This is a genomic window from Vibrio profundum (genome assembly GCF_050337555.1).
Lineage (GTDB): Bacteria > Pseudomonadota > Gammaproteobacteria > Enterobacterales > Vibrionaceae > Vibrio > Vibrio profundum.
Map to the genome: position 1 here is coordinate 194346 of NZ_JAKJTA010000004.1, position 17084 is coordinate 211429.

Consider the following 17084-nt stretch of genomic DNA (forward strand, 5'->3'; position numbering starts at 1 on the left):
ATTTCCTTTATTCAATCGCACATTTATCGCAAATCATTCCCACAACGTACGGCTGTCTAAGCTCATAGCAGCCAACATAGTTAGAATGACAACGGCGCAAAAGCAGGCAGCGGCGGAGCCGGGCACGATATTCATAAGTGCTCCGAGCTGAACCAATGCAGAGAGTATGGCGACAACAAATATGTCGATCATCGACCAGCGGCCGACAATTTCGGTGATGTGGTGGACACGTTGCTTTTGGTGGCCCGTGAGTGAATTCTGACGGAAACGCTGCCAACACAGCCAGAATAATGCCAGTATTTTGCAGATAGGGACCAACACACTGGCGATAAAAATGAGAGCCGCAACAGGGTAGGATTTCAGTCCCCACAGTAACAATACGCCACCGATAATCGTTGAATGTTCGGTTGAGCCGAAGAAGGTGGTATTCATTATTGGGTAGAGGTTGGCAGGTATATATAAGACCGTTGCCGCGATGAGTAATGCTAAGGTGTTGGAGAGATTTCGTTTAACTGGTCTTATTACGTGCTGACACCTCTGGCAATGTTGTTGGTCGGATGGATTTAACGCACCGCAAAACTTGCAGCCAGCTAATTGCTGGCTTTGCGCGGTGCCTGATACTGCGCTGCTGCCATTAATGGTATCTATTTTTGGGCTAGGGCCTAAGCACTGATTCCACAGCCACCTTTTGTCAGCATAGCAGATGACTTTAAGGATCATCAGAGTAAAGACGCAGTAGGCCCAGAAAGACAGCCCGAGATGAATGTCGGCGAGGCTATGTAATTTCACCACCGCGACTAAACTGGCAAGCAAAAAGACATCGCCCATGAGCCAAGGCTTTATCGCTCCCGAGGTGAGCAATAGCCAACGTAGTAGTAAACGAGGTTTATGGTTTCTCAGCAGTGAAGCTGCCACATATAAGATTGATAACAGATACAGAGCAGGGAGAACCAACAAGGTGAGGGCGACAATAGCACCTAGAACAGTAAAGTGTTGCACGAGTAGTACATTAACACTGTCGAGCAAACTAATGTTCTGGCTGGCCCCATTGGATGAAAATCCCATGAAGGAAAAATAGAGCGATAGGGCAAACATGATGAGCGTTGCGAGACAAGTCGCGACTAATTTGGTTGCGGTAGCGTCTTGCACTGTGAGTAGGGTGTGCTCGCACCTCAGGCAGCTCAAACGCTGATTTGAATGCATTGGAGGGACTGAGTTAATCCAGTCGCACACTTCACATGCCGTTGCATTTTCTTTAAAGAGTTCGTCCATGACCCACTGTGTTTCAAATCCTTAGTTCGCTTGTTACTGATGGTTTAAAGCTGAATGCTCATAACTGGTTTGTTCATAAGCGATATGTCATAACCGATTTGTTCATAACTGACTCGTTCATAACTGATTCGCTCATAACTGACCAGCTTGTAGCCGCTGACTTACGAAAGAGCAGCTATAACTCATACGCATTACCCTAGTGTGCGTTAGCTTAGTGCGCATAGCGGTTCGTTTAAAACGGTTCGTTACCACTTACCAGTTACAAACAGACGGGTTCAGTTGGCATTAGGGTATGCTTCCCGATTACCGCTCAACGTAGCGAAATCGATTCTATCAGAAGCGTTAGCGCCCTGTCTTGTTGGTGAGCCTATTTCATCGTGGTGTCCGACCACTCGTTCAAGGAAATTTTGTCTATACTAAAGTCAATAAGAGATTAGTTGATGATGGTCTTATTTTAAATACATCAAAATCCTCGGCTAGGTGAAAGGCTTAAACCTAATACAAATACATAATGCGGAGGATTGCTCGTGATCAACAAACTGAGCATCAAGTATCGAATATACTGCATGGGAGCGTTTCAATTTGTGCTGCTTTTGTTAATCAGTACGATGGCGTTATCGCAAATGGTCAAAATCGGCTATGAGCTGATGGATATTGCAGAAGAAGACATCCCGTTAACCAAAAAAGTCACTTATATTATCGAGCACCAGTTAGAGCAGTCGGTAATGTTCGAGAGGGTATTGCTGAAATACGCGTTACGTGATGCATTTCCAGAAGAAGCCAAAGAGCTGAATGAGCTGGAAGCTAAGCTATCTAAACTTATCGATAAAACCTCTTTAGAACTCACCGATGCTAAAAGCTTTTCATCCAAAGCGATGGAAGTTGCTCACAGTGAAAAAGCGAAGAAAGCGTTTAACGCAGTGACTAACGAATTAAGCGCAATTAATAGCCAGTATCAACAAGCTTCCGCTGGTATGAAACAGGTTATACAGCGCTTAAAAAATGAGCCCATCAATAAAGTGCTGAAGCAGGCACATGATATCGAAAAGCAAGAAGATGCTATCGAAGAACAACTCGTAGCTTTGCTTGATAGAATTAGCACCTTTACGGAAGAATCGGCATTGGCCGCAGAACAGCATGAGTTTGAAGCGATTCGTCTAATTAGCTTTGTACTCGTAGGGACTTTGATTGCCTCGCTCCTTATCGCGTACATAATTTGCCGCTCAATAGTTCGCCCAATTGAAGATATGAACAGCCGCTTGCAAGAACTTGCTCAAGGGGAAGGAGACTTAACCGTAAGGCTCAAAGATACGGCAACAGATGAAATGGGCCATATGGCCAAGCACTTTAATGAATTTGTCTCTCGGTTACATACGATGACGACGAAAGCGCGTTCTAGCACCATGCGGTTATTTGAGGCTTCTGGTTCGGCTTTAGATACCATGAGAGATACAACAGAGAAGGTGGTGCAGCAACGGGCGGAAACAGAGATGGTTGCCACGGCAATTGAAGAAATGGCCGCGACCTCGAAAGAAGTTTCTTCGAACACGTCGGCTGCCTCTACTGCGACTCAAAATATTCGTGAGCAGCTTAATACAGCTAAGAGCCTATCGGCACAAAACCACGATGATATTTCTGAGCTCGTGACTGAAATTCAGCAAACATCTGGTGTGATTGAAGCACTTCTGGTAGAAACCAATAACATCAGTTCTGTATTGGAATCCATTCAGAGTATTTCGGAGCAAACCAACTTGCTTGCGTTAAATGCTGCGATTGAAGCAGCACGTGCTGGGGAAAGTGGCCGAGGGTTTGCTGTAGTGGCGGATGAAGTTCGGACTTTAGCGAAACGGACGCAAGATTCAACAGGCGATATTGAAGGTTTACTCTCGAGGCTAAAAAACGAAGCTGATAATGCCGTTGCCTCGATGGCTAAAGGGCAAAATAAAGCGGCTGAAGTAATGGAGAAAAGTGATGCTGTCACGTCTTCGCTGGATGCCGCTTATGTGTCTGCGAAAGAAGTCTCTGATTTGAACACGCAAATCGCGACTGCCTCTGAAGAGCAAGTGCATGTAGTAGTCGAAATCAATCAAAGTATATCGAACATTACGCAGGTAGCTGAAGAAACGGAGTCTGGCGCAAAATCCACCTCGGAAGAAAGCCAAAATATTGCAGGGGAAGCTCAGAATTTGAAAGAAGTGTTCGCTGGGTTTAAAGTCTGACACAATGATTATGCTGGATTGACGCTGAGCAATATACGCCGACGCTCCGTGTGTATAATATTGAATTAATTTTGGTTTATGGTATTAAAATTGTGGATTCTGATCCGAAACAACGCTACCCCAAAGAGCAAGTATGGCTTCACTGGCTGAGCCTGACGTTAATCGCCATTGCTTACGCGGCGATTGAACTGAAAGGCTTTGTCCCGAAAAGCAATGTCTGGCACGATTACATAAAATTGATACATTTTAACGCGGGGTTACTCGCCTTCGTTGTGATGTTGCTTAGGGTATATCTATATAAGCGTAACACCGAGCCACCAATCACCCCCGAGCCGCCGTTGTGGCAGCGAAAGGTCTCGTCAATGACTCATAAAGTAATGTACCTGTGCTTCTTGTCTTTACCTTTATTGGGCTTAGCGCTCATGTACATTGGTGGGAAACAGTGGGATTTTCTCGGTATTCAAATGCCAGTGTCTTCCTCAGCTGATCGAGCGTTATCTAAATCGATTAAGGAAGTGCATGAAACTCTCGCTGATGCTGGATATTTCCTCATCGCTCTGCATGCTGGTGCCGCACTGTTTCACCATTACTTTGTGAAAGATGACACTCTAAAACGGATGCTCCCTTAGTCAGTATCGTGAGTAAAGGTACTACAAGCACCCAGCGATTAAGCAAATAGAGAGACTAGCAAAGTAGAGCTTTTAGAAAAAGTAGATACTGTCAATTAAAAAGCCACCTTACGGTGGCTTTTTAGGCTAGGAAGAAATGCTTCCAGATTTTCAGCTAAGCTACTTTGAAGGCGTGACCTTAAAGCACATAGCTCTCTTGATTCAATAGCCCAACAATGTCGTCTTTGGTTGCTTTTTCTTCCGATTGCCCATCTTGTAGTAACTCATGATAGCAAGGGCGAATTGACTGATGGAAGACACCAACGGGTACCGGATATTGCGGGTAACTCAGTTCTGCAAGCATGTAAGCCAGTGACGTGTTGCTGGTTTCTGCGTTATGCACCAATACAGCGTCGTCGCTGCTGTCTGTTAGTTCAGGTGTTAGCCCTGCAAGTTTTAAAGCGCGCTCCTTGCCAAATTGCATTGGTTCGCCGTGCTCGAGGTAAAGTAAGTTGTCTTTACGCTGCTTAGGGCCGTTGTACGGTTCATGAACTTTATCGTTGAAAATTACGCAGTTCTGCAAAATTTCAATGACCGCCGTGCCTTTGTGTTTCGCAGCCGCTTCAAATACTTTCGTCATGTGCTTAGGATCGTTATCCGATGTACGGGCAATGAAGCTCGCATTGGCAGCCGCCGCAATTGAAAGTGGGCGAAGCGGATAATCAATACTGCCTGTCGGTGTTGATTTAGTCACGCAACCTTGTGCACTGGTTGGCGAGTATTGCCCTTTCGTTAAGCCATAAATCTCGTTGTTGAATAACAAAATCTTGATGTCTTGGTTACGACGAATCGCATGGATAAAGTGATTGCCACCAATACTGAGCGCATCTCCATCTCCCGTGACTACCCAGACGTCTAGTTCTGGGTTCACCGCCTTAACACCCGTCGCGACAGTAGGAGCGCGGCCGTGAATAGTATGGAATCCATAAGTATCCATATAATATGGGAAGCGGGAAGAGCAACCAATACCTGAGATAAACACAGTGTTGTGTTTTGGCTTACCTTCTTTGGCTAACACCGATTGCATCGTTTTCAATACGTTGAAATCACCACACCCTTGGCACCATTTTACTTCTTGGTCAGAGACGAAGTCTTTACGATTATAAACTGGTTGGCTCATTAGAATTCTCTTTTAGGTTTGCTTTAATAGCGGTGGTTATTTCTTCTACTTTGAACGGTGTGCCTTCGACTTTTACCAAGCGCTCTGCTGAAACGGCAAACTGTGACTGGATATATTGATGAAGCTGACCGTTGTTCAGCTCAACGATGAGGATACGTTTAAACTTGCCAATCAGATCCGCCATATTGGCAGGCATCGGGTTGATGTATTGGATATGTGCGTGTGCAATCGTATGGCCATCACCTCTGAGCTTATCAATAGCGGTTTTCACTGAGCCTAAGGTGCCGCCCCAAGACAGTACTAAGAGATCATCGGATTCAGAACCTGACAGTTTTTGTTCAGGAATAAAACGAGCAATATTAGCAATCTTATTTGCACGCTCAGATGTCATTCTCTGATGGTTTTCAGGCTCATAACATATATCGCCAGTGATGCTCTGTTTTTCTAAGCCGCCGATGCGATGTTCTTTATCTGGTGTTCCTGGTGTTACCCAGTCACGCGCAAAGGTGTCATGATGACGTAGATATGGGTAGTAAGAGCCCGCCATGTTGACTTCGTGTTGCTGCCATTGAGGAATGTCATCTTCACTCGGCACCTGCCAAGGTTCAGTACCGTTCGCAATATAGCCATCGGTTAGCAAAATAACAGGAGTCATAAACTGCGTAGCGAGGCGACTTGCTTCCAATGCCATATGGTAACAATCTGCTGGCGAAGATGCGGCAAGCACAGGTAGCGGAGAGTCACCGTTACGCCCATATAAGGCAAAAAGAAGATCCGATTGCTCAGTTTTAGTCGGCAATCCGGTTGATGGGCCGCCACGCTGAACATTGACAACGACTAACGGTAGCTCAGACATCACGGCTAAGTTGATTGTCTCGGATTTCAAACATAAACCTGGGCCTGACGTTGTGGTGAGGCCAAGCGCACCCGCATAAGAAGCACCTAATGCTGCACCCGCGGCTGCAATTTCATCCTCTGCTTGGAATGTGGTGACACCAAATTTTTGGTATTTCGCCAACTGGTGGAGAATATCTGACGCAGGGGTGATTGGGTAAGAGCCCAAAAATAATTTTCGGTCGGCTGCGTGAGCGGCGGTAACAAAGCCAAGAGATAAAGCCTCGTTTCCTGAGACAGAGCGGTATCGGCCAGGTCTTATCTCTGCCTTTTGTACGCGCCAGCTAATACTGAAAATTTCTGTGGTATCGGCGTAATTGAAACCCGCTCGTAGCGCACTGATGTTGGCATCGACGAGTTCAGGAGAGCGTGCAAAACGCTTTTCAATCCATTGCTCTGCTTCGTCTAAGGTTTGGTTAAACATCCAAAAACTAATGCCCAGCATAAAGCAGTTTTTACATCGGCGTGCCACTTTTCCTGCTAGCCCTTTACCTGCCAGAGAACCCAAAGTTAACTGAGTAAAGTCTTCGGCAATGACTCGGTAATTACGTAGCGACCCATCTTCTAATGGGTTGGATTCAAATCCAGCAAGCTTAATCAGAGAGTCCCTAAAGCCCGATTTGTCTATAAGTAATGTACCACCGGGTATGAGATCAGCGAGATTCTTCTTTAATGCGGCGGCATTCATAGCAATCAGAACACCACATTGATCACCAGCGGTAAATACGTCGTGGTCGGCGAATTGAAGTTGGAAAGATGACACGCCGGAAACGGTGCCAGCGGGCGCTCGAATTTCTGCAGGGTAGTCGGGTAGCGTGGCTAGTGAATTACCGAATAAGCTGACGCTACTAGAAAAGCGGTCGCCAGTGAACTGAATACCGTCGCCAGAATCGCCGGCAAAGCGGATCACTTCAGAGTCAAGCTGCTTGGAAGACTGGGGTTTGCTTGGGTTCATGGAAAAGTTTACCTTAAAATTGATACTGTTATTTTAGTTATGTAGTTCGGGTCGAAAATGATGAATGTTTGAACAAAATGTCATAGAAAAAGCCGTTTTCTCGTATGCAAAATCAAATGGAATACTAACCCAAAGAAATCCGATATGTCAGCATACGAAATAGACTGAATTGTACGAGGAGTGTCAGGATTTTGCCGAGAATGGAAAAGGTAGGTGTGATCAATAGCCTCAGAGAATATTCATTACCTTTATGTATTTGGTTAACAGGAAAAGAACAGGGTGCATGAAAGTTCGACACATACAGATCCCCTATAGAAAGACAATCGAGATGTGCCGATCGCCTTTCTAAAATCAAGGTCATGAGAGCGGGGGGTTATCCTTCTTGAGAGCTTTCTACGAGTTTCAGGTGCTTCTGTTGGTCTAAGAAATAGCTAGTAATGTCGTGATCGACTCTGTAGATATCTAAACGAAATGATTCCAACATATCATCGGAACATTTGCTGCAATCTCGAAACTGGTCGAATTCTTCGACGAGGTGCTCCAACTTTTCTTTTAGATTTGTATAGTCTAGATGCGTGGCGCTCATACACTTCCCCTTACTTAGTAGCCTGACGTTTGAATTATCATGTTGATGTTATACAAAAAAATATAGCTTACTTTTAGTATTCACGCCTAATTGGTGAGTACCATATTAATCTTAACGCACTATAACTAAATATCTTGTACTGAAATTTAACATTATTTGACCGAAATTACTTAAATACCTCATCATAAATCTCCTATTTTAATCACCACATCATCCGTTCTCGCAAAAATGGTAAGTATGGCTTAGGCCATTTTTCTGAGATCAGGTCTATTCTTGAATTCAACTCAATCCAAATCAATCCAAAAGGTATTCATGAAAGATATTGTTTACTCTCCGACATTCTTTTCATTTTATAGCAATGAGGAGGCGAGTAAGTTTGGTCATTAATTTAGTTTAATTTGTAAGAGTTTGTGAACTTATTACATAAAGACGAGTCATATAAACTCCGTGATCTGTCTATAAAGACATTTTGTTGTACACCGCCGAAGGAATCACCATGTTTTCATTTGCCAATTTGGCTGATCTTTTTTCATTAGTTCTTACGATTGCCACTCTGGTTACTGGAGTAATATTTGTTGCTGACAAATATTTTTGGCAAAAACGAAGAATCAAAGTGAGCCAAGAAGAGAAGCGAGAACCAAACAACTGGATAGCACAAGCCCGTTCTGTTTTTCCTGTTTTATTAGCCGTCTTTGTTTTACGTTCATTTATTATTGAACCTTTTCAAATTCCGAGCGGTTCCATGCAACCTACATTGTTACCTGGGGATTTCATTACTGTAGAAAAATTTGCATACGGGTTACGCGACCCAATCTTTCACCACACATTTTTCCATACAGAGGAACCGAAGCGCGGCGACGTTGTGGTCTTTGTGTCACCGAAGAATCCGAAGATTGATTTGATTAAACGTATTGTCGGCTTGCCGGGTGATACGATTATCTATCGCAATAAAACCCTTTATATCAAACCTGCTTGCGACGAAAACAGCAAGTGTACGCCAGTTCACGAAATATCCAAGCGGTACATCGGCCCAACAAAATTTATGGAGCTCGGCACGCAGCTAGATGAATATCAAGAAAAGCTAGGTGCCGTAAAGCATAAGATTCTGCGCGATCCATTAATGCCCGAACAGTACCTGAGTTACTATCAACAAAGTCATTCGCAGATTGGTGAGTGGGTAGTACCAAAAGGGCATTATTTCGCGATGGGGGATAATCGAGACAACAGTGACGATAGCCGTTATTGGGGCTTCGTTCCGGAAAGTAATTTGATCGGCAAAGCGAACTTTGTCTGGATGAGCTTTTCTTTCCAACATGGTCGCGGTTCTTGGTTACCACATTGGATACCAAGCAAAGTTCGCTTATCTAGAATAGGTAATATTGGTTAGAAAACATGTACTTTAAGTCGGTTAAGTCCTTATTAGATTTCGCCGACTTAAAGTGACAGAGTAACTTAATGTTATTTCAAATATTTGAACCTATGGCTAGGTTCAAACTGGCTTTAGGTTCAAACTAAAATCTGCTGAATAGCCGCCGTCCAAGACAAGATCGTAGCCCGTCATAAAGTTATTGTGAATCATCATATCGATCGCCGCAAAGACGTCTTCAACCTTTCCGCAGTCTCCCGATAAATAAGCCTCACTATAGTCCGGCCAAGCAGAAAGGTATTTCTTCCTGATCATCGGTGTGTCTATCGTAGCTGGAGAGATTGAATTCACTTGCACCGTTTCAGAATGCTCAACGGCCGCTACTTTGGTTAAGTTAATCAAGGCAGCCTTAGCTGAACTGTAAGCGGCCATATTTTTCCCACCGACGTGAGCAGTATAACTGGTGATGTTGATGATTTTCTTCTTGTCACCGCTAGGAATCTTATGTTTCTCCAACAGCCGCAGCTCCTGCTGCATGGCATTAAAAGTAGGGAAGAACACCGCTGAGAAACTTTGCTCAAACTCCTGCTTCGAGAACTCAGTTAGAGCCTTTCTTTGCCCAGGCACACCCGCACAGTTAACAGCAATATCAAAATCCCCAATACTGCGGAATACCGACTCTGTACGTTCGGAATCAAGTAAGTCGCATTCGACTTGAGTTATCGACTTATCCAAAGCAAGGCTCTTTACCAAGTCTATCCCTGTAACATCGTATCCACTTTCGTTGAGTTTACTAGCGGTGTAAAAACCTATACCGCTGGCACTTCCGGTCACGACCACTTTTTTCATGTTTTAAAGTCCATACTTTTTAGTTTGTTGATTATCCGGACGGGTAAGCACATTACACGCTTTCATTTCCTTTAAAAAGTGAAACATAAAACTTAATCATCTTCTCACACCAAAACACGTACAAGAAGCTCACATTTTAAAAGTCACAACGTCACTTATGGCGGGGTTTTAAGTGATTGTCAATTTCTGAGAAGTGTAATTCTCAGAAATTGACATAAGATAAGAATAGTCTAAACTATAACTGTCGTTTTATATCAATAGGTTAAGTGATGGCACAGCATCCACTCTCAATTACAGGCAATATAACGTCACTTCGGCCAGTCGATATCGAAATTGCCATTGTTAAAGCAAAACAAATCGGAATAAATGTCTCTGAAGACAAAACCTTTCAAGCTGCGTTCCGGCATTTATTTGATGAGTTCAAAAAAAGAGAAGCTCGGTATTCACCCAGTACGTTAAAACGGTTAGAAAGTGCGTGGGGACAGTTCGTCGCTTGGTGTCATGAACGGCGATATGCTTCACTGCCCGCTGAGGCAATAATTGTTGAAGAGTTTTTTGTGGATAGAGAACCGAGCCTGCATCGCAATACGCTATCGATATACCGCTGGGCAATATCTCGAGTTCATCGAATAGCTGGTTGCCCAGATCCCTGTCACGACACCTATGTTGATGATCGCCTAAAAGCCATTCGCCGTACTAAAGTTCAAAAGGGCGAAATCATTAAACAGGCTTCACCTTTTAACGAACAGCACCTCGACCATATCATTGATCTTTGGCAAGGCAGTCAATCGTTACGTCTTTGTAGGAATTTGGTTTTGCTAGCTGTAGCGTATGAATCCATGTTGCGTGCCGCAGAACTGGCGAACATACAACTGCAAGACATAGAATTTATGGATGATGGCAGCGCCGTGCTGCTCGTGCCGATCAGTAAAACCAACCACTCTGGCGAGCCGGACACAAAATTCCTCAGCCCTCAAGTGGTTGAGCTCATTCACCGGTATATTCAATTGGCCGAAATCGATTCTGAAAATGCTGGCTATTTATTTGTCGGAATATCCAAACACAATACACGTTTCAAAATACGCTTCGACGCAAATACGGGGTTGTATGCTCACCAACCTATTAGCACAAAAACGGTAGAAGGGGTATTTCATTCAGCATGGGAAGTGCTTGAATCACGAGACAGGCCTATAAAACCCTTCACAGCACACAGCGCGAGGGTCGGCGCAACACAAGATCTACTGCGCAAAGGATTTGATGTACTGCAAGTTCAGCAGTCGGGTGGATGGGCAAGTAGCACCATGGTCTTTCGCTATGGTCGGGCGATATTGGCACGAGAGGGAGCAATGGCACGCAGCCGAACATCATATTCAAAGCGCAATTAAAGCCTCATTTAGCTTTGATATTTGGCCGTAAAGTTCTCATTCATCAATATCTTGTGCTAACTTTGAAGTGATACCATGTAAAAGCGATACTAAGCTGATGAAATTACCTTTTGACCAAATATATTCGCGTAAAACAGGAAAAATAAACCAAAAGGCATTTAAAACATTTGTCATGGTCGCTTTGGCTTTGTTAGCCTTAGAACTAACCTACATAGCATACAGCATCCTCAACCCTCCTTTAAACCGCGAAGATATCTACGGGACCTGGATAGAAATAGGGGGGCCAGCAGAACAAACTGAACTACTCACTATCCGCAGCACAGGTGTCTACAAAAACAATCACCTCGTCACTACACAGTTTCAGCTTGATGGTAATAAAGTGACTGTAAAGACAGGCTATGGCAGAACCGTGTATGAAGTTATCCAAGACGAGGGCATCCCACGCCTTAAAAAGATTGAGCCACGCCTCCCGAAAGAACAATGGGTAAAAAAAGGGTATGAGAAGATGATCGATTCAACGGGTGGTGCTTTTATGAGGCAAGAAGAATTGAGTTATTACTTCAAACATAGAAACGCGAAAGATGCCGTCGATCTTAAAAATCAGCCTTTGGCCCCAGCTAAGAAAGCTCCCTCAAACTCCCAGTAACAAATACAACCATTTACAAAGGTCTTGCCCTGATTGGTGGGATGCTCGAGGCCAGCTCAGGCCACCATGTAACTCTAACGGTGAGTTTTGCTAAGTTATTCATTTATCATCAGATGTTGACAGATTAGCCCCTGTTAATGCAAGTTTAAAATGTCACCTTTCCTGCCAGTTAGAAGTGGCACTTTCAATACCTCACTAACTGTAAACTATACTGAGCTGAGAATGTCTCTCGACTTGGTAACGGATGATGGTACAGCGAAATATTCATGGTGAATGGAATATTAGATTTGAGGACAGAATTTTATACTCCAAGGTTGTTGGAGCAACAAATGATGAAGCCAGAAAAGCTTGGTTTGAAGAGCTGAAGTCAAGTATACAAAGCTCCCAAGAAGGCTTCAGTTGCCCTTGGGTGATTCTGCATGACCTGAGAAATTGGGACACTGCTACATTAGATACTTGGGAAGGCGCTAACATGTTCGTAGACTGGGCTTCCGAACATAATTGTTTGTTACTTGCGATTGTGTTTTCAAAGAAAATTCAGCACTTCGCTATGTCTAAGGGGTTGAATAACCAAAAGGTTCTACAGTTTTTCTTTAACTATGATGAAGCCCATCAAGCTTGCCTAAGCAAACTCAGCTGAAGTTAAAAAACACAGAACGAGACACTCACCGCCGACCATGATCCCGAGCTGATTAAAGTCATCATCCAGCACGAAAACGGCCAGCAACCCTACAGTGATGAGGTCATCCATGCGGCCATTGCAGCAGCTTAACATGCTCATCATTGGCGGAGCCGCTTTAGTGGCCTTCGCCGTGTTGAACAAAGCCTATCGCGCCGCCGATGAGTTTGCCGCCGAAGCCACGCAGCCAGCAGGCCAAGTGCTCAGCGACTTGTTTGCCAAGTTTAACGGCTGGGAACCTGTCGAACTCGCGCCGCTCATGATTCGTGACTTTTACCTGACCGACAAATATAAGCTCACCGACGACGCCTACCGCGTGTTATGGAAAGTAGAACAATACCGCCCATTACTGATTGAACTGTTCGGCGGCGGTCGCGGCCCATTGAAACCCAAGTACCGCCCACTCATCAACGTTGAAATCACTAAGGACAACATTCGCCATGCTTAAATACTTACAACAACCCTCCACATACAAAGGTCTCGCACTCGTTGGCGGGATACTCGCGGCCAGCTCCGGCCACACCGATTTATTCACCGTCGATGTCAGCCAGCAAGGTGTCGAATACGGCGGCGCAGTAGGGGGCGTGATTGTGTCATTGGTCGCGCTGTGGGAAGCCTTGCCAGACGCATGGAAACCGAAAAAGAATGATCATTGAAGCCTTAGAACAAATCACCGCGATGGGATTTCCGCCCGCGCTGTCTGTCATCATTATCCTATTGTGGAAACAAGACCGACGCCTCACCATCCTTGAAACCAAAAGTGCCAAGGAGAAGGAATGAACATCCCAACGCAATTCGGCGTCAGCGTCTCAACGCCCGACCCAGTACAGGTCAAAATCGACGTATCCGAACGAACCATGCTTACGATTGGTTTTGTCACCATCGTCAGCGCCATTCTTATTAAACGATTAAAGGGGTAACACCATGCCAGTAAGCAAAAAAACAGCCACCAAAGGGAAGGGCAAATTGAAGAAAGGCTACCGCTATGCGAAAGGCGGGAAGATAGTTAAAGCGAAGAAGAAAAAGTAACGCTGTCACTTCTTGATTGTGATATTGTACCAAATTTTAGGGGTATATAATGTCACAGCAAGACATAATTGAATCCATTGAAAACACTATTCGCACCCGCGACATCTTGTCAGTATGGAACTACGTATCATTTGTAGTTCTTCCTTTTATAGGAGTACTTGTTGGTAATTACGTAGCTCCATATCTCAAAAAGAAAGCAACCGACAGGGCTGAAAACGAAGGCATGAAAAACGCCTTGGAACGCCTAGAGAAGCAAACCAACTCGATTAAAGCAATAGAAGAGAAACTCTCCCATAATTACTTGGAAACGCGAGAATTAGCTCGTATAACCAGAGAAAAAATTGAGCTCGCATATCAAGCTGTATATGAAGATGTTGCAACCTTTGCTGCTAATCTTGGACACGCTCTAAACAAAAACTATGAGAATGTGGTTTATGTAGATAACAAAGCAATAATGTATATCAGCTTATACTTTAAAGATGAATTGCAAACGGAATTAAAGATATATATCGATCAACGGGGTGCAATTATCTCGCATATAAAGAACTTGACTAATCGAAGAATTACTGGAGACAAAGAGCAATGCCGTCAACTAATGGACAACTTACATAACGCCCGTATAAATATCGAACTTGCACTTGAAGAGTTGATGACCCCATTAATGAAGCAAGAAAGTAGTGAGCAAATCTAGTTTTACGTTCCATTACATATAAAATAAAGCCCGCTAGTTAGCGGCTTTATTAAGCTAAATTAGACAGCAATATTTTACGAACTATTTGAACTTAGTCGGTATCCACGGTGCAGCTTTCATTCGACGACCACCACGAAACGGCAAATGATTCGGTTTGGCCGGATAAATCGGTGCGTGTTCGGCGTGACCGTGGCGCTTAACCAATTCTAAATACTCATCCTTGCAATAACTAAAACTCTCCAATTCTTTGGGACTGAACTCACGGCCCGACGGGGTGATGATCACGCCGCGCTCCTCATTAATGCGAAAACCTTCCCAACGAATATCATTGGGCAAATAGCCAAGCGCTTTGATCAGCAGTAACTTTTCCGCCATCGGGTTAATTGGGGATTCGCCAGACAGCCAACGGCGAACGGTCGACGCGCGAACATGAAAATATTGGGCACCGTGGGACACAGAATCGAACTCACGCCAGAAGAGGTTGAAAAAAGATTCGAGAAACATGGGTGATAGACCTCACAAATTTAACACGACATTCAACGATTTTTTCGATAACTGCCTGCGGGTTTAATCGCTTTAGTCGATAAGTCACCAACACGCGCACCATGCGCGTAAGTGAGAGAAAGGCAGCCGTTCTAACGTGATAAAATGTGAAAGGATTGGACAGATAGAATATGCAACTAAGTGATTGAATTCTAACGGTGAGTTTTTGTAAGTTATTCATTTATCAGCAGATGTTAACAAAATAGACCTAAGTGCGCATTATGTTTACTTATGTTAAAAAAGGTTTATTTTTCAATCAATAAGCAAAGTTGTGAAAATGATGACTTATAACGGCATTAGCTTTGAAATTGTCATTACTTCTCTTATCAAAGCTCACCGAGCACATTTCAAAGCAAAATCCTCATTTTCAACACTTTTCATTTGTGTGATCAATATCTCAATTGAAATGAGACATTAAGTGCTCTGCCTCCAATGAATTAGAGCTTTTACTTTATATTAACTAGAGTTTGCTTTTGATACGAAGCCCATTAACCCTAAAAGGGCAGTATCAATGCACCATAGAGACATGACTAAAAATTACATCTTCCGCAAGTTCGAGTGCGGCTTAACTAAGCAAGAAACGGCAGATCTCTGCTTTAAGTCAGTGAGAACGGTATATCAGTGGGACTTAGGTCGAGAGATACCCAAGGAATGTAAGCGGCTTATGAGGCTCTACACTGCTAGAGACTTAAGCCACAAGGAAGACTGGCAGAAATTTAGGATGAGAAAGAATAAACTTGAGATTCCAACAGGTGAATTGATTGGGCCTCAGCAGATATTGTGCGGCCACGCGCTTACACAGATTGAAGCGCCTTCTGACCTTGAAACATCAAGAAAATTACTTCGAATAGCCAGATCAATAGAAAAGATTAAACGCAATTCAAATTAACCAATTGCCCGCTACTTACATGCGGGCACAATAGTTAGGGGATAAAACATGTATCTTTGACGAGATTAATAGACCGATTTTAGTGACATAATACTATCCTTTGGAAGGATAACGATAGCATTGTCCTTATTTGACAGCATAAATATAAAGTTTGAATTAGAGGATAAATACCTATACGCTTTGTAAGCTTTGTATCCACTTTTTAAAATTATAGAATACTTTTCATCTTTAGAGTTTATAGCACTATCTACGTTTTGCTTAGCCACCAAAAAAACACTTGAAACATAAAGTATGAATGCAAATAAAGTTAGAAAAATGACCGATCTCACTTCTCCTAAATATTTTGAAAATAGATACTTAAGAAATAAGAATAATATAGCAACCCATCCAATATACATCTGTAACTCGTAATATCTGTCGATTGTAGCTATTAGTATCAGATATGAAATAAAAAGAAGAAATATAAAGTAATATACAGGTCTAGACTTTCTTGATAGAAACCGCTCTAATGTATGGAAGCTTGGACTATTTGAATCCATTAGATAAATAAAACAAACCGAAACTAGAGGGACTACTGTATAAAGAAACGAGGAGGATATGGCGCCTAAACTACTAGAAAGATAGTCTTGGATAGTGTAAAAGTCTTCCACATCTACATTAAAGCTCAAGAAGAAAATCTTCTCATATATATACCCACTAAAGATAAACATTGCAGACAAAAAAGCAATAATGCTCGATATTTCTGCTGCACCAAACTTAAATTTAGTTACACTCCCGATAGCCCTAGATATATTAAACTCAACATTAACTGACTCACTTCGAGCAATGTTTAACATTGAAGTTACTCTTTTTTTTATCGCTAAATATTCATTACGATCAACTTTAAGGTTATCAGACAGTATATCAAGATGGTTGTTTAGAGTAGATGTTATACTTACCGAATAATCAAGCCATGACTTACCAACACACTGACTTACGACATGTTCAATTATAGGTGAGGAGTGACTAATTAAGTCAGGATCCTCTTTAATTTCAAATAGCGTAGACGTTACTTCTTTAGAAAGATTTTCTACATTTAAACCTGTAGTGCCTCCTAAAGTATCAGAAACAATCGGCAACACCTTATAATATACAATATCCCTTACCAATAACTTCGTTTCTTTAATATCTTCAAGGTGTACTTGACTAAATAAAGAGATTTCGCCTTTAACTAGGTTCTTAAGTTTAAAAAATAAATTTTCCCGCATTTTAGCCATTATAATGTGTAAGTTAAAAAGTAAAGGTGGCAATTTA

General features: G+C 43.0%; 18 protein-coding genes. 11 read left to right on the forward strand and 7 right to left on the reverse strand.

Going from position 1 to position 17084, the window contains the following annotated elements:
* Positions 1-33 precede the first annotated feature (33 nt).
* Positions 34-1272: a PqiA/YebS family transporter subunit gene (locus L4C34_RS03485; RefSeq protein WP_428787960.1), complete on the reverse strand. Its 1239-nt coding sequence runs from the start codon at positions 1270-1272 to the stop codon at positions 34-36.
* Positions 1273-1799: 527 nt separating this feature from the next.
* Here L4C34_RS03485 and L4C34_RS03490 point away from each other — a divergent pair.
* Entirely contained in the window at positions 1800-3491 is a 1692-nt protein-coding gene (locus tag L4C34_RS03490) for a methyl-accepting chemotaxis protein (protein ID WP_428787961.1), read from the forward strand.
* 92 nt (positions 3492-3583) lie between these two features.
* Positions 3584-4120, forward strand: a complete 537-nt coding sequence (locus L4C34_RS03495) for a cytochrome b (protein ID WP_428787962.1) — start codon at positions 3584-3586, stop codon at positions 4118-4120.
* Between the two features lie 178 nt (positions 4121-4298).
* Here L4C34_RS03495 and L4C34_RS03500 read toward each other — a convergent pair whose 3' ends face one another.
* The 3 genes from L4C34_RS03500 to L4C34_RS03510 form a co-directional block, all read right to left on the reverse strand.
* A complete protein-coding gene (locus tag L4C34_RS03500; RefSeq protein ID WP_428787963.1) occupies positions 4299-5279 on the reverse strand; it encodes a 2-oxoacid:ferredoxin oxidoreductase subunit beta in 981 nt (326 codons plus the stop codon).
* On the reverse strand, positions 5260-7128 hold the full coding sequence (locus tag L4C34_RS03505) for a 2-oxoacid:acceptor oxidoreductase subunit alpha (RefSeq protein WP_428787964.1): 1869 nt from the start codon (positions 7126-7128) through the stop codon (positions 5260-5262). The genes L4C34_RS03500 and L4C34_RS03505 overlap by 20 nt, the downstream gene beginning before the upstream one ends.
* Before the next feature lie 373 nt (positions 7129-7501).
* Positions 7502-7714 (reverse strand): hypothetical protein, encoded by a 213-nt coding sequence (locus L4C34_RS03510; RefSeq protein ID WP_428787965.1) that lies wholly within the window; start codon positions 7712-7714, stop codon positions 7502-7504.
* A gap of 514 nt (positions 7715-8228) precedes the next feature.
* Here L4C34_RS03510 and lepB point away from each other — a divergent pair.
* Positions 8229-9101 (forward strand): signal peptidase I, encoded by an 873-nt coding sequence (gene lepB / locus L4C34_RS03515; RefSeq protein WP_428788132.1) that lies wholly within the window; start codon positions 8229-8231, stop codon positions 9099-9101.
* Between the two features lie 102 nt (positions 9102-9203).
* Here the strand turns inward: lepB and L4C34_RS03520 are convergent, their stop codons facing one another.
* The gene (locus L4C34_RS03520) at positions 9204-9929 is read right to left on the reverse strand and encodes an SDR family NAD(P)-dependent oxidoreductase (RefSeq protein WP_428787966.1); all 726 of its coding nucleotides are present in this window, start codon (positions 9927-9929) and stop codon (positions 9204-9206) included.
* 269 nt (positions 9930-10198) lie between these two features.
* Between L4C34_RS03520 and L4C34_RS03525 the strand changes: the two genes are divergently transcribed.
* The 8 genes from L4C34_RS03525 (at position 10199) to L4C34_RS03560 (ending at position 14359) form a co-directional block, all read left to right on the forward strand.
* Positions 10199-11314 (forward strand): tyrosine-type recombinase/integrase, encoded by a 1116-nt coding sequence (locus L4C34_RS03525; RefSeq protein ID WP_428787967.1) that lies wholly within the window; start codon positions 10199-10201, stop codon positions 11312-11314.
* 97 nt (positions 11315-11411) lie between these two features.
* The gene (locus tag L4C34_RS03530) at positions 11412-11960 is read left to right on the forward strand and encodes a DUF2850 domain-containing protein (protein WP_428787968.1); all 549 of its coding nucleotides are present in this window, start codon (positions 11412-11414) and stop codon (positions 11958-11960) included.
* 244 nt (positions 11961-12204) lie between these two features.
* Complete coding sequence (locus L4C34_RS03535; protein WP_428787969.1) at positions 12205-12600, forward strand: hypothetical protein; 396 nt, start codon at positions 12205-12207, stop codon at positions 12598-12600.
* Between the two features lie 109 nt (positions 12601-12709).
* Positions 12710-13087: a hypothetical protein gene (locus tag L4C34_RS03540; protein ID WP_428787970.1), complete on the forward strand. Its 378-nt coding sequence runs from the start codon at positions 12710-12712 to the stop codon at positions 13085-13087.
* Complete coding sequence (locus L4C34_RS03545; protein WP_428787971.1) at positions 13080-13295, forward strand: hypothetical protein; 216 nt, start codon at positions 13080-13082, stop codon at positions 13293-13295. Before L4C34_RS03540 ends, L4C34_RS03545 begins: the two co-directional genes overlap by 8 nt.
* Positions 13285-13419, forward strand: coding sequence for a hypothetical protein (locus tag L4C34_RS03550; protein WP_428787972.1), 135 nt, complete (start codon positions 13285-13287; stop codon positions 13417-13419). Before L4C34_RS03545 ends, L4C34_RS03550 begins: the two co-directional genes overlap by 11 nt.
* Positions 13416-13559 carry a hypothetical protein gene (locus L4C34_RS03555; protein WP_428787973.1) on the forward strand — a complete coding sequence of 48 codons (144 nt, stop codon included), beginning with the start codon at positions 13416-13418 and terminating at the stop codon, positions 13557-13559. Before L4C34_RS03550 ends, L4C34_RS03555 begins: the two co-directional genes overlap by 4 nt.
* Positions 13560-13717: 158 nt before the next feature.
* Entirely contained in the window at positions 13718-14359 is a 642-nt protein-coding gene (locus tag L4C34_RS03560) for a hypothetical protein (protein WP_428787974.1), read from the forward strand.
* Positions 14360-14440: 81 nt separating this feature from the next.
* On the opposite strand, the gene L4C34_RS03565 is transcribed toward L4C34_RS03560, so the two are convergent.
* Entirely contained in the window at positions 14441-14863 is a 423-nt protein-coding gene (locus L4C34_RS03565; protein ID WP_428787975.1) for a DUF3653 domain-containing protein, read from the reverse strand.
* Positions 14864-15856: 993 nt separating this feature from the next.
* The gene (locus tag L4C34_RS03570) at positions 15857-17047 is read right to left on the reverse strand and encodes a hypothetical protein (protein ID WP_428787976.1); all 1191 of its coding nucleotides are present in this window, start codon (positions 17045-17047) and stop codon (positions 15857-15859) included.
* Between the last annotated feature and the right edge of the window lie 37 nt (positions 17048-17084).